We start from the raw sequence: 12,643 nt of genomic DNA, 5'->3' as shown, positions 1-12,643 counted from the left end.
ACCTCATGCCGGTGGCGCCACCTTCGACAGGGCGTTGATGATGCGGTCGGACGCGTCACCTCGCCGGTCGGTGAGATTAGCAAGGAGCTTGAGCGCGAACCGCATCAGGTGGGGGTGCGGCAACGCGTGACGCGTGGCGAAGTTCATCACCCCGCGATGCCCGATCAGCTCCACGAACCCCCTGCCGAGGGTGAAGTAACCACCGTATGCGTCTTTCAGCCTCTGGGGGTAAGCGCGCAGCACGCGCTCCCGCTGCGCGGGGGTGACCCTGCCGAGCGCCTGGACGACCGTCTCGGCGGCGATGTGGCCGCTCTCCATCGCGTACGCGATGCCCTCGCCGTTGAACGGGTTGATCATCCCGCCCGCGTCGCCCACCAGCACCAGGCCCCGCGTGTAGTGCGGCTGGCGGTTGAAGGCCATGGGCAGCGCGGCGCCCCTGATGGGGGTCGTCATGTTCTCCTCGACGTAGCCCCACTCGGGGGGCATCCCTTTCACCCAACGCTTGAGCAGGTCGCGGTAATCCATGCCCTTGAAGGACTCGCTGGTGTTCAGCAGTCCGAGGCCCACGTTGGAGGTGCCGTCGCCGACGCCGAAGATCCAGCCGTAGCCGGGCAGCAGGGTGTCGCCGTCCCACAGCTCCAGCCAGGTCTCCAGGTAGTCGTCGTCGTGGCGGGGGCTCTCGAAGTATGTCCGCACCGCGACGCCCATCGGGCGGTCCTCGCGCTTGTGCAGCCCCATCGCGAGGGAGACGCGGGTGGAGTTGCCGTCGGCGGCGACCACCAGCCGCGAGCGGTAGGTGACCTCCTCGCCGTCCCGCTTCGCGACGACGCCGACGATGTGCCCGCTGCGCTCGTCGAGGATCGGGGCGGTGACGTTCACCCCCTGCAGCAGGCGGGCGCCCGCCTTGACCGCGTTGGCGGCGAGGATCTCGTCGAAGTCCTGGCGGGTGCGGACCAGGCCGAAGTCGGGGTAACTCGACAGCTCGGGCCAGTCGAGCTCGAAGCGCATCCCGCCGCCGACCACGCGCAGGCCCTTGTTGCGGACCCAGCCGGGGGCGTCGATGTCGATCCCCATCGCGATGAGCCGCTTCACCGCCCGGGGGGTCAGCCCGTCGCCGCAGACTTTCTCGCGCGGGAAGGTGGTCTTCTCGAGCAGCAGGACGTCGAGCCCCGCCTGCGCGAGATGGAAAGCGGTTGTCGAACCGGCGGGCCCGGCGCCGACGACGATGACGTCGGCGTCAGCCTCAGCGACTTTCCGCTGTGTGGCGGCTGGCACGGTCACGGGACCTGTCCTGTCCTGTCCTACACGCTGTGGGGGCCTCGGGGTAAGGGGCCTTTCGTTCCTTTGTGAAGGTCTTCACAAACTTGTCGCGCCGAAGTCTAACGCCTTCGGAGGGCAAAGTGTCAGGCGGGTGTCGCCATCGCCTGAGAAACTCAGGAGGGCTTGTACGCACGGTGGAGGGCCACGATCCCCATCGTCAGATTACGCCAGGCCACGCGCTCCCAGCCCGCCCCCTGGATGATCTTCGCCAGCCCCGCCTGGTCCGGCCAGGCCCTGATCGACTCCGCCAGATACTCGTAGGAGTCGTCGTTGGAGCCGAAGAGCTTCGCGGCGCGCGGCATCAGCTTCATCAGGTACTGCGAGTACACGAGGTCGAACGACTTCGGCGTCGGGTGCGAGAACTCCAGGATCACCAGCCGCGCGCCCGGCCTCGCCACCCGGTACATCTCGCGCAGCGCCTGGCCGGTGTCGTGCACGTTGCGCAGCGCCGTGGAGATCGTCACCGCGTCGAAGACCCCGTCGGCGAAGGGGAGCCGCAGCGCGTCGCCCGCGACGAAGCTGACCCCCCGCACGCCCCCTCCGTGGATGCCGGAGCCGCCCCTGCGCCTCACCCCGGTGCTCAGCATGCCGAGCGAGAAGTCGGAGGCGATGGCGCGGGCGCCCAGCGTGGTGAACGCGTCGGTGGACGTACCGGTGCCCGCACCCAGGTCGAGGACCAGCTCGCCGGGGCCCGCGTCGACGGCCGCGGCGGCGGCCTTGCGCCACAGCCGGACCTGGCCCAGGGAGATAACGTCGTTGACAAGGTCGTACCGCCTGGCCGTGCGATCGAACATCGCGGCGACCTCGTGCGGCTGCTTGTCCAGAGAAGCGCGCGTCATGACTCCCACCCTAGGGCCGCCCCGACAATCCACGGAAAGTAGTCATTCCATTACCGTCGGCATGCTAAAAATTGTCGAATGTTTGCCAGAGCCACTTACGCGCTGGTCGCGGCCCTCACCCTGCTCCCCGCGGGGGTCGCCGTCGCAGGCACCACGAAGCACGGCGGGGTCGTCTCGGCCGACCCGGTGGACACCACTCCCCACGTGCTCGACGGGATCGTGAACGCCATCGCGCTGGTGGGCGGCACGGTGGTGGTGGGCGGCTCGTTCGGCGAGGTGCGCGAGGCCGGGAGCGCGACGGTGCTGGCGCGCTCCAACCTCTTCGCGTACGACCTGGCCACCGGCCGGGTCCTGCCCGGATTCGCGCCGCGCCTGGACCGGCCGGTCCAGGCGCTGGCGGCGGGGGTCCGCGGCACCGTCTACGCGGGCGGGCGGTTCACGAAGACCGGCGGGGCCCAGACGCGGGGCCTGGTCCTGCTCCGGCTCTCCGACGGCTCACCGGTCTCCCACTTCGGCGCCCAGGTGCGCGGCGGCGCGGTCACCGGCCTGGCCAGGCTCGGACGCCACCTCTACGCGGGCGGCGACTTCACCCACGTCGGCCCCCTCGCCCGTACGGCGCTGGCGAGGCTCGACGCCGTCACCGGCGCGGCCGACCCGTCCTTCACGATCGAGCCCGGCGCGCCCAGGGGCGGCAGGACGAGGATCCACGCGATGGCCCTCAGCCACGGCAGGCTCGCGGTCGCCGGCGACTTCACCACCCTGGGCGGCCTGTCGCGCGCCCAGCTCGGCCTGATCTCCGTCACCCCTCCCGGCCTCGTCGCGCCGAACGCCGCCTCACCCGACGGCTCGTCGCCCGGCCTCGCCCCCTCCCCGGCCGCGGTCGCGCCGTGGCGGACCGACGCCTACCGGGGCCGGTGCATGGCCGACTTCCCCGGCTATCTGCGAGGGGTGGACTTCGCCCCCGACGGGAGCTATCTCGTCGTCGTCACGACCGGCGGGCCCGGAGGTCCGGACAGGATGTGCGACACCGCAGCCCGCTTCGAGACCGGTGCGCGCGGCGCGGTGAAGCCGACATGGGTGAACCACACCGGGGGCGACTCGCTGTATTCGGTGGCGGCGACGGGGGCGGCCGTCTACGTCGGCGGGCACCAGCGCTGGCTGAACAATCCGGACGGACGTGACTCCGCGGGTCCGGGGGCGGTGGCGCGGCCGGGAATCGGCGCGATCCATCCGCGCACCGGCAGGGCCCTGGCATGGAACCCCACGCGGGACCGCGGAATCGGGGTCAAGGCATTCCTCGCGCATCCCGGCGGATTACTGGTTGGTAGTGACACAACTCGCCTTGGTCACGAGTACCATGCCCGGGTCGGCATGTTCCCGTTGCCGATCACTCCCGGTTCTTAGTGATTCGCTCGCTCACCGCGTCTCTCTGCTTCGAGAGCAGGACGTAACTGGCCACACCGCTGACCAGGAATGCGGCGATCAGGAGAACCAGGGGCTGACGCAGGCCGAGGATATAGAGCACTCCCAGGCTCACGGCCAGCAGGCCGATCCTGGACGCGGTGTAAACGATGACGGGATGCACAGCGTCGAGGCTACGTCACTCCACCCACCCGGTCGCGATCGCGGTGGCCCTACGGGTAACTCTTCGCATGGACTGCGAGCGCTGCTAGTCTTCCCAAGAGATCTGTTTCGTAAAGAAACACCCACGAGAGTCCCAAAAAGGCTCTATCATATAACAATCGGGCAGGCAGTAGATAACAACCCGTGATCTTTGTTGGAAAGCACGGATAAATCAGGCTTCGCTCGGCACACTGGTTACCTGTCCGCCCGCTGGCAGGAAGCGGGATGCGAGGGGGAGAGATTGTGGAGAGTAGCAGCGAGCGTCTGCTGACGCCCGGAGAGGTTGCCGCCCTCTTCCGGGTCGACCCAAAGACGGTTACACGCTGGGCCGCGGCAGGCCGCATCAGCAGCATCCGTACCCCCGGAGGGCACCGGCGTTTCCGCGAGTCGGAAGTGCACGCCCTTCTGCGTGGAGAGGACGTCTTGACGGCCGAACGGCCGGCAGGCGAGTCCCCGCGCGTCTGACGACTTAGGACGTCACACCATCGGTGATCCTGCGCGCCTTACCCGGAAGCCGCAGGGTCACCGTGGAGTCGTGTGAGCCACGACACGACACGGACGGTGACCTCCCCCGTCACCGGCCCACCCGCTCCACAGCCTTCCTCGCTTGAACCCGCCCGGCGCGCTCCGGCTCCCGATCTCCCCGGTTCCGGCTTTCTCGCCCGGCCTCGAACGACGCCCTGTGCGGCCCTCGGAGCCTCTAGGTCTCCTGCTCGGCCTTGAACGCCAGGAACTCCCGCTCCAGCTCGTCGTTCTCCTCCAGCCATCGGCGCCGTCGCTCGGCCCACTCTTCCTCGGTGAGTGACTCGGCAAGCCATCGGTCGTAGTCGGGATCTCCCGGAGAGACCTCCACGTAGGCGTTGCCGATCAGACGCCCGTCATCGCCGACCAGGGTCTGCGGCACGCGCAGGGTCCCGTCGGCGAGCCTGACGACGTACATCCCAGATCACCTAGATTCCGTAGCGCCGGTTGAAGAACAACATGACGTTGAGCGCCATTCGTGTGTCGCCGCCCAGCATGTCGACCAGCGCGGGGCGCTGCCGGGAGACGATCGCGGCGAAGGCGTCGGCGAAGAACTCCTTGCGGCCCAGGTCCGCAGACTGGAGATGGAACGCCGAGGCGAGCGCGGGAACACACTGGTCGTAAAGGGCGGCGAACTCCGGGGAGTCGGACACCCAGCCGCCGCCGGGGGCGTCCACGTCGTCCAGGGCGTGCCCGACCTCGTGCATCATCACGTCGGGGGTGGGTGAGGGCCGGTCTCCCACCACGATCTTGCGGTCGCCGTACGCCCCGGCGCAGATGTCCCACGTCGCCCGGCCCGAGGGGAGCGGCGCGCCGCGCAGGTATCCCATGTCGTCCAGGTCGGGCACGCCGCCCGCGCCGACGTAGATGCCGTCGAGCCCGTCGGCCAGCTTGTCCTTCAACGCGTCGGGCAGCCTCGCGAGGCTCTCCACCGCCCGTACGGCCTCGGGGGGCGGCGCCTCCCACCGCGAGTCCCACTGGCGGTGCAGGATGCGCTCCAGACGCCCGCAGTGGCGCAGGCCGTCACCCAGGTCGGGGGTGTCGGGAGAGTTGGGCTGGGCCCGGGGACTCTCGTCGTCGAGCTCGAAGTCTCTCCAGGTGTACTGCGGGCGGTCGGCCACCGGGGCCGTGACCGTCCCGACCCTGCGCTCCGCCTCGCGGGGAACCTCACGCGGAGCCTCCCTCACGGCACTCTCCGCACGCGTGGCCGGACCTCGCTGCCACCACCGCCGTCGATGGCGGCCCTTGTCGCCCGAATGTGCCATCACACCCCCTGGGGAAGTGGCAACGGCTCCTACGGTAAGGGGTGGGAGCCTTGCCAGTCATCCGTAACGTGGTGCCGGACCGCAGCAGGTCTCATGATGGCTTACAGTTCGGGCATGCCCCTGCTTGGTCTGGCGATACTCGCCTTCTGGCTTTACTGCCTGTTTGACGTCATCACCACGCCGGACAAGGAATCCAGGAACCTCCCCAAGCTCCTCTGGGTGCTCATCGTGGTGCTGATGCCGGTGGCGGGGGGTGTCTTCTGGCTGTTGCTCGGTCGGCCGACCGGCCCCAGGCCGCCCCGCTTCCTCCGTGTCGAGGACAGGCCGTCGCGCCCCGAGGCCCCGAAGGGCCCCGACGACGACCCCGACTTCCTCAAGGATCTCGACCGCCGACTGCGCGACGACGACTGAGAACGCACCGGAATCGATCTTTGTGCGTGACCGATACGGTCGTTAAGGTCGGCCGAATTCCCGCGCGAACCCCGGTGCGAGGATCGGCGGGAAATTCGGCGTGGGAATTCGGCCGGAAATCCCAATGGAAGAATTCAACCCGAGGAAATCTCGGTGTCGAGAATCAGCCGGGCATCTCGGCGTAGGAGTGCAGCCCTCCGATGAAAATGTTCACCCCGACCAGGTTGAACAGCAGGCAGGCGAAGGCGATGAGCTGCACGATCGTGGCCGCCTTTCCCTTCCAGCCCGCGGTGGCCCTGGCGTGCAGGTAGGCGGCGTAGACGATCCAGGTGATGAACGCCCAGATCTCCTTGGGGTCCCAGCCCCAGTAACGGCCCCACGCCTTGTCGGCCCAGAGCGCCCCGGCGATGACGGCGAAGGTCCAGATCGGGAAGCCGATCACGATGGCCCGGTGCGCGACCCGCTCCAGGTCCTGCCGGGACGGCAGCCGGACCGAGGTGTCCTTCCTGACCAGATAGAGGATGCCGCAGACTCCCGCCACGATGAACAGCCCGCTCGCGACGATCGCCGCCGACACATGGATCACGAGCCAGTACGAGTTCAGCGCGGGCACCACGGGACCGGCCTGCACGTGCAGGTACCGTACGGCGAAACCGAGCCCCAGCGCGGCCGCGACCGTGACGAACGCGCCGAGGAAGCGGATCGGGTAGCGGAGCTGCATGAACAGGAACGCGCTCACCGCCGCGAAGCACATCGCGACGACGAACTCGTACATGTTGCCCCACGGCCACCGGTCCACGGCCAGGCCACGGGTGAGAATGGAGGCGAGGTTGGCGGCCCAGCCGAGCCAGCTCAGCCCGACACCCACCGGCCCCACCCACACCACCCAGGCGGGCGGCGCCTTGACCGCGGGACCGCCCTCGGCGGGGGCCGCGTCGGCCGGCTCGCTCCCGCCGACACCTGCCAGGACGGGCCGGTCCACGCGGGCCGACGCCCTCGCCGGTCGGCCGAAGGCCAGGTCGAAGGCGTAAGCGATCATTGCGAAGACGTAGAACAGCACCGTCGCCAAGATGAGCTGATCGCTCAGCGTGGCGAGACCGACGTCGACCTCAGCGGACATCCTTCACTCCTGAATCGGGAACTCCTGGGTTCAAAACGGAGACGATCTCGGTGAACTCCTCGCTGAAATCGCCGCCCTCGGTGCGCGTGAGGCCGCCCGCCTCGACCTTGCGGTCCCCGTGGATCCGCACCCATATCCTGCGGCGACGGACGGTCAGGGTCAGCACGAGGCCGACGACACAGAGGATCGAGGCCACGAGCGCGGGCATCCGGCCCGGGTCGTGGGTGATCTGCAGGGCGATCCACTCCCGCACGCCGGTGAACTCGATCGAGCCCGCGCCGTTCGGCAGCGTGAGCTTCTCGCCGAGCGCCAGCGGGTCGGCCTTCATGACCAGCGGCTTCATCTTCTTCAGGCTCGCCGGGTCGAGCTCGTAGACCGACTGCGGCCGGCCGTCCTTCAGCCCCAGGTCACCGGCGAACGCGCCGTACACCTGGGCGGTGGGGTTCGCGGCGCCGGGGAAGACCGAGACCCACTCCGAGCCCATCGGGACGGTCGTCGGCAGGAAGCCGACGAGGACGCCGAGCTGCTCCGGCCGCGCGTCCGGGACCTTGATCACGCACTCGGAGGTGAAGGTGGCGGGCTGGACCACCAGGCAGGGCACCGGCCCGTCGAAGGCGACCTCGCCCTCACCGTCGGTGATCTTGAAGGTCGGCGCGTAGCCGTGGTCGATCAGGTAGCTCAGCGTGCCGTTGACGTCCAGCGGCTCGTTCACCTTCAGCACGTAGTCGCGCGGGGCCGCGCCCGGGGCGTCCTCGACCTTGAGCCTGGCCTCGTAGTCGAGGGCCTGCCCCCTCTTCTCGCCCTGCGCGATGTAGGTCGCCTGGAAGTCGTCGACGGTGAAGGAGAACGGCTCCAGCGACTCGGCGTTCACCTGGGTGCCCGGCATGTAGCGGTCGTAGGCCGCGACCGTGTTGGCGAACCCCTCGCCCTCCACGACCAGCACGTTGCCCCGGTAGCCGTACAGCGACCCCATCCCGACCGCGACCAGCAGGCCGAGCAGGGCCACGTGGAACAGCAGGTTGCCGGTCTCGCGCAGGTAGCCCTTCTCCCCGGCGACCCAGCCGGGCCCGGTGGTCACCCGGAACCGCCTGGCGCGCAGCCTCGCGGCGGCCTCCTCGACGGTGAGATCCGCCTCGAAGGAGGCGTGCTGGGGCAGCCTGCCCAGGTTGCGCGGCGCCGCGGGCGGCTTCCTGCGCAGCTCCCGCAGGTGGGTCGCGGTGCGGGGAAGCACGCAGCCGATCAGGGACACGAACAGCAGAAGGTAGATCGCGGCGAACCAGGGCGCCCTGAAGACGTCGAACAGCCAGAACCTGTCCAGCCACTCGGCGAGCCCGGGGCTGTCGTCGAAGTACTGGGCGACCATGGCGTCGGAGACCCCGCGCTGCGGCCAGATCGAGCCGGGAATGGTGCCCAGGGCGAACAGGAACAGCAGGATCAGCGCGGTCCGCATCGAGGTGAGCGTCCGCCAGAACCAGCGCGCCCACCCCACGACCCCGAGACCCGCGGGCCGCCGCGCCTCGCTCACCGTTCGCTCCCCCGTCTTCGGGTCGACCGACACCATCAGATCACCGGCTCGAATCCGCCGACCCAGCCCTGCGTCATCGCGACGAGCTGCCCCCAAAGCCCGGTGACGAGCAGCACCCCAACAACAACCAGCATGACGCCGCCCGCCCTCGTGATCAGCCGCGAGTGCCGGCGTACCGCCTTGAACGTCCTCAACGCCCTGCTGTACGCCAGCCCGGCCGCCACGAACGGCAGGCCGAGGCCGAGCGCGTACGCGAAGGCGAGTATCGCGCCGCGACCGGCGCTGCCCTCGTTCAAACCGAGGGTGAGCACGACCCCGAGGGTGGGGCCGATGCAGGGGGTCCAGCCCAGGCCGAACACCAGGCCGAGCAGGGGCGCCCCGGCCAGCCCCGCGGCCGGGACCCGATGGATGCGGAAATCGCGCTGCAGACCCGGAATCACCCCCATGAAGGCGAGGCCGAGCACGATCGTGAGGACGCCGAGCACCCGCGTGATGATCCCCGCGTTGGTGAACAGCACCGCGCCGAGGCCGCCGAAGAGCGCTCCCCCGGCCACGAACACGACCGCGAAGCCCAGGACGAACAGCACGATGCCCGCCACCATGCGCCCCCGCCTGGGGTCGGCGCTCATGCCCGTCACGTACGACAGGTAGCCGGGGACCAGCGGCAGCACGCACGGCGACATGAACGACACCAGCCCGGCCGCGACCGCGATCGGCAGTGCCAGCGCCAGCGAGCCGCCGGCGACGGTGCCCACGAGGTCGGCGCTCACGACGACCCCGAGCGGTTATCTCTCATCGCCGACCTTGGTCACGGCGTCGAGAAGGTCGTTGTACTTCACCGCGCCGAGGGCCCTGGCGGCGATCCTGCCCTGCCGGTCGATGATCAGGGTCGACGGGATGGCCGCCGGCGGGACCGTCCCCTGGAAGGAGAGGGCGACCTTGCCCGGCTGGTCGAAGATGCTCGGGTAACCCGGCTCGTGGCTGCGTTCGAAGGCGAGGGCGTCGGCCTTGCGGTCCTTGAAGTCGATGCCGAGGAACTCCACGCCCTCGGCCTTCTTCTTGGCGTAGATGTCCTTGAGCACCGGCGCCTCGGCCCGGCAGGGCGCGCACCATGAGGCCCAGAAGTTGAGCACCACGATCTTGCCCTTGTGCGCCGCGAGGTTCGCGGTGCCCCCGTCGAGGGTCTCCCCCTCCACCTGCGGGGCGACCTTGCGGTCAGCGGCCTGGAACAGGGTGATCTTTCCGTCACCGGCCACGAAACGGGTGTCACCGCTCTGTGGCTGCGACCCCTGGTTTCCGGCGCATCCGGCCACGGCGATCAGCAGCGCGACGGCGGCGAAGGATTGTGCGCGCATGGGTGACGGAGGCTCCCTGTACTACAACCGGTAGAGCAATCACTGTACCGGCGGAGTCAGGCGCCCGGCACAGTGGGGCGTTTGACGAGCGCGGCCGCGGGCTCGCTGTATCCGACGCTGATCAGACGGTTCCCCTCGAAGGAGAAGCTCGTGAGGCTGGCGAGGCCGCACTGTCTACGGCGCGGGTCGTGCGGCAGGCGCCTGCCCTCGGCCGCGAGCCTGATCGTCCAGATCGGGAGCTGGTGGCTGACCATGATCGCCTCATGGCCGCGCGCCGCGTCACGGGCGGTGTCGATCGCGGCCCTCATCCGGCTGACCATGTGGATGTAACGCTCCCCCCAGGAGGGGCGGAGCGGGTTCCACAGGTAGCGGTAGAAGCGCGGATTACGGAAGCTACCGACGGAGAGGCCCTCGAAGATGTTCTCGGCCTCGATGAGCCGCTCGTCGATCGTGACGTCCAGGTGGAAGGTCGCGGCGAGCGGGGCCGCCGTCTCCTGGGCGCGCTCCAGCGGCGAGGAGAACAGCGCGGTGACGTCGCGTCCGGCGACCGCCTTCGCCACCGTCTCGGCCATCTGGATGCCGTTGTCGGAGAGGTGGTAGTCGGGAAGCCTGCCGTACAGGACGTTCGCGGGATTGTGCACCTCACCGTGGCGCAGGAGGTGAACGACGGTGGTCTCAGCCATGGTGTTCGCCAGCCTACCGAGAGGCACGGGGTGATGGCCTGGCAGGTGGGTCACTCGAGTCGAACGAGGCAGGATAGGGTCACCCCCGTGAGCCCCCTCGCGCTCGCCCTCGTCCTCTCCTCCGCCGTCGCCCACGCCTGCTGGAACCTCATGAGCAAGCAGGCGGCGGACGCCGACGGTGTCGTCTTCGTCTGGATGGTCGCCGCCGCGTCCACCCTCGTCTGGACCCCGGTCGCGGTGGGCTATCTCCTCCTCGGCGGCACCGGCCCCTCCTGGGCCGACCTCGCGGTGATCGCCGCCAGCACCACGCTGCACCTGGGCTACTTCATGCTGCTCCAGCGCGGCTACCGGCACGGCGACCTCTCCATGGTCTACCCGATCGCCCGGGGCACCGGGCCGATGCTGGCCAGCCTGGTGGCCATCCTCTTCCTGGGCGAGCGGCCGGGCGCGGTCGGCGTCGCGGGAATCCTGCTCGTCGGGGTGGGCGTCTTCCTGCTCGGCGCGGCGCACGGGCCCAGCCGCCAGGACCTGGGCGGGATCGGGTACGGGCTCGCCACAGGACTGTTCATCGCGGCGTACACCGTCTGGGACAAGCAGGTCGTCAGCGCCTTCGCGGTCGCGCCGATCCTGCTCAACTACGGCGGCGACCTCGGCCGCGCCCTCGTCCTCACCTCGCCGGTGCTCGGCTCCCGCCGCAGGGGCCTGATCCTGCCCGTCTGGCGGAAGCACCGGGCGCGGGTGCTGGGCGCGGCGGTGCTGATGCCCCTCTCCTACCTCCTCGCGCTGACCGCGTACACGTTCTCGCCGATCAGCGCGGTGGCCCCGGTACGCGAGGTCAGCGTGCTCGTGGCGGTGGTGCTCGGCGGCAGACTGCTCGCCGAGGGCGACCTGACCCGGCGGCTGCTCGCGGCCTGCGTCATCGTCGGCGGCGTGGTGACGATCGCCCTCGGCTGACAGTGAGGACGGAGGTGAACGCCCCGATCGACCTGGCGTCGCTCACCCACCGACCGGAATCGTCGCCGACTCGACGGGCTCGGACACAGGCCCGCGAAATTCGACCGAGACGGCCTTCAGCGCCTCCACCGCGGCGCGGATGGCCGGGCGGCGGGCGGCGTCACTGCGCCAGAGCGCGTAGATCCTGCGCGTCGGACGCGACCGGATCGGGACGACCCGCACCCCCTGCGGGACGAAGTCGCGGCCCAGCCGGGGGATGATCGCGCACCCCTGCTCCGCCGCGACCAGGGCCATCTGGGTCGGATACTCGTCCGCCATGCAGGTGATGTCCGGCTCCAGCTCGGCCGAGCGCAGCGTGTAGACCAGCCAGTCGTGGCAGACCGTACCGGGTGAGGAGCTGATCCACTGCTCCCCCGACATCTCGGCGAGCTCGATCTCGGGACGCCCCGCCAGCGGATGCGACGCGGGCAGGATCACGTCGGCGATGTCGTCGAAGAGCGTGGCCCGGGACAACCCCTCGGGGATCGCCATCGGACGGTTCATCCAGTCCTGGATCACCGCGAGGTCGAGCTCGCCCCTCGCCACCTCACGGATCTGCCGTTCCGGCTCGCGCTCCATGAGCTGCAGGCGCAGGTCGGGGTGGCGTGAGCGCAACAGTGCGAGCGCGGCGGGCATCAGGCCCCTCGCCGCCGTGGGGAAGGCGCCGATGCCCAGCCGCCCCACGACCTCGCCGCGCAGCGCCTCGAAATCGGCCTCCGCCATCTCGACCAGCGCGAGGATGCGCTCGGCGTGGTCGGCGAGCAACCCGGCCGCGTCGGTCAGCCGCACCCCGCGCCCGTGACGCTCCAGCAGGGGCGCCCCCGTCTCCCGCTCCAGCTTGGCCAGCTGCTGGGAGACCGCCGACGGAGTCACCATGAGCGCCTCGGCCGCGGCCCCCACCGAACCGTAGACGGAAACCGCGTGCAGGGCCTTGAGCCGGTTGAGATCCAACATGTAAGCAACTCTAAACGACACAAGCAAGAAGTT

Annotated in this window: 15 protein-coding genes; 4 read left to right on the top strand and 11 right to left on the bottom strand. The window is 69.7% G+C overall.

The window, feature by feature from the left end:
- Positions 1-3: 3 nt before the first annotated feature.
- Together ACIBH4_RS23375 and ACIBH4_RS23370 are read right to left on the bottom strand one after the other, a co-directional pair.
- Positions 4-1,281: a geranylgeranyl reductase family protein gene (locus ACIBH4_RS23375; RefSeq protein ID WP_362515308.1), complete on the bottom strand. Its 1,278-nt coding sequence runs from the start codon at positions 1,279-1,281 to the stop codon at positions 4-6.
- Between the two features lie 152 nt (positions 1,282-1,433).
- On the bottom strand, positions 1,434-2,159 hold the full coding sequence (locus ACIBH4_RS23370) for a demethylmenaquinone methyltransferase (protein ID WP_362515310.1): 726 nt from the start codon (positions 2,157-2,159) through the stop codon (positions 1,434-1,436).
- 78 nt (positions 2,160-2,237) lie between these two features.
- Here ACIBH4_RS23370 and ACIBH4_RS23365 point away from each other — a divergent pair, with 78 nt between their 5' ends.
- Positions 2,238-3,563 (top strand): hypothetical protein, encoded by a 1,326-nt coding sequence (locus ACIBH4_RS23365; RefSeq protein ID WP_362764762.1) that lies wholly within the window; start codon positions 2,238-2,240, stop codon positions 3,561-3,563.
- On the opposite strand, the gene ACIBH4_RS23360 is transcribed toward ACIBH4_RS23365, so the two are convergent.
- A complete protein-coding gene (locus ACIBH4_RS23360) occupies positions 3,547-3,744 on the bottom strand; it encodes a DUF4229 domain-containing protein (RefSeq protein ID WP_350942619.1) in 198 nt (65 codons plus the stop codon). The genes ACIBH4_RS23365 and ACIBH4_RS23360 overlap by 17 nt on opposite strands.
- Positions 3,745-4,007: 263 nt before the next feature.
- Between ACIBH4_RS23360 and ACIBH4_RS23355 the strand changes: the two genes are divergently transcribed.
- Positions 4,008-4,247, top strand: a complete 240-nt coding sequence (locus ACIBH4_RS23355; RefSeq protein ID WP_012887349.1) for a BldC family transcriptional regulator — start codon at positions 4,008-4,010, stop codon at positions 4,245-4,247.
- Positions 4,248-4,482: 235 nt separating this feature from the next.
- Here the strand turns inward: ACIBH4_RS23355 and ACIBH4_RS23350 are convergent, their stop codons facing one another.
- Together ACIBH4_RS23350 and ACIBH4_RS23345 are read right to left on the bottom strand one after the other, a co-directional pair.
- Positions 4,483-4,722, bottom strand: a complete 240-nt coding sequence (locus ACIBH4_RS23350) for a hypothetical protein (protein ID WP_362515316.1) — start codon at positions 4,720-4,722, stop codon at positions 4,483-4,485.
- 10 nt (positions 4,723-4,732) lie between these two features.
- Complete coding sequence (locus ACIBH4_RS23345; protein WP_362515318.1) at positions 4,733-5,491, bottom strand: hypothetical protein; 759 nt, start codon at positions 5,489-5,491, stop codon at positions 4,733-4,735.
- Between the two features lie 192 nt (positions 5,492-5,683).
- Between ACIBH4_RS23345 and ACIBH4_RS23340 the strand changes: the two genes are divergently transcribed.
- Positions 5,684-5,980 carry a PLD nuclease N-terminal domain-containing protein gene (locus ACIBH4_RS23340; protein WP_362515320.1) on the top strand — a complete coding sequence of 99 codons (297 nt, stop codon included), beginning with the start codon at positions 5,684-5,686 and terminating at the stop codon, positions 5,978-5,980.
- Between the two features lie 163 nt (positions 5,981-6,143).
- Here ACIBH4_RS23340 and ccsA read toward each other — a convergent pair whose 3' ends face one another.
- Genes ccsA through ACIBH4_RS23315 form a run of 5 tightly spaced genes read right to left on the bottom strand, consistent with a single transcriptional unit; the run spans position 6,144 to position 10,663 of the window.
- Positions 6,144-7,100 carry a cytochrome c biogenesis protein CcsA gene (ccsA, locus tag ACIBH4_RS23335; protein ID WP_362515322.1) on the bottom strand — a complete coding sequence of 319 codons (957 nt, stop codon included), beginning with the start codon at positions 7,098-7,100 and terminating at the stop codon, positions 6,144-6,146.
- On the bottom strand, positions 7,090-8,661 hold the full coding sequence (locus ACIBH4_RS23330; RefSeq protein WP_399172800.1) for a cytochrome c biogenesis protein ResB: 1,572 nt from the start codon (positions 8,659-8,661) through the stop codon (positions 7,090-7,092). Before ACIBH4_RS23330 ends, ccsA begins: the two co-directional genes overlap by 11 nt.
- Positions 8,661-9,395 carry a cytochrome c biogenesis protein CcdA gene (locus ACIBH4_RS23325; RefSeq protein ID WP_362515327.1) on the bottom strand — a complete coding sequence of 245 codons (735 nt, stop codon included), beginning with the start codon at positions 9,393-9,395 and terminating at the stop codon, positions 8,661-8,663. Before ACIBH4_RS23325 ends, ACIBH4_RS23330 begins: the two co-directional genes overlap by 1 nt.
- Positions 9,396-9,410: 15 nt before the next feature.
- The gene (locus tag ACIBH4_RS23320) at positions 9,411-9,980 is read right to left on the bottom strand and encodes a TlpA disulfide reductase family protein (RefSeq protein ID WP_362515330.1); all 570 of its coding nucleotides are present in this window, start codon (positions 9,978-9,980) and stop codon (positions 9,411-9,413) included.
- A gap of 56 nt (positions 9,981-10,036) precedes the next feature.
- Positions 10,037-10,663 carry a histidine phosphatase family protein gene (locus ACIBH4_RS23315; protein ID WP_362515332.1) on the bottom strand — a complete coding sequence of 209 codons (627 nt, stop codon included), beginning with the start codon at positions 10,661-10,663 and terminating at the stop codon, positions 10,037-10,039.
- An 87-nt stretch (positions 10,664-10,750) separates the two neighbouring features.
- On the opposite strand from ACIBH4_RS23315, the gene ACIBH4_RS23310 reads away from it, so the two are divergent.
- On the top strand, positions 10,751-11,617 hold the full coding sequence (locus ACIBH4_RS23310; protein WP_362515334.1) for a DMT family transporter: 867 nt from the start codon (positions 10,751-10,753) through the stop codon (positions 11,615-11,617).
- A 42-nt stretch (positions 11,618-11,659) separates the two neighbouring features.
- Here ACIBH4_RS23310 and ACIBH4_RS23305 read toward each other — a convergent pair whose 3' ends face one another.
- Complete coding sequence (locus ACIBH4_RS23305; protein ID WP_362515336.1) at positions 11,660-12,610, bottom strand: LysR family transcriptional regulator; 951 nt, start codon at positions 12,608-12,610, stop codon at positions 11,660-11,662.
- Positions 12,611-12,643: the final 33 nt, after the last annotated feature.

Source organism: Streptosporangium sp. NPDC050284 (genome assembly GCF_044459525.1).
Lineage (GTDB): Bacteria > Actinomycetota > Actinomycetes > Streptosporangiales > Streptosporangiaceae > Streptosporangium.
Note: the sequence above shows the minus strand (reverse complement) of the source record. Positions and strands in the feature narration are given on the sequence as shown.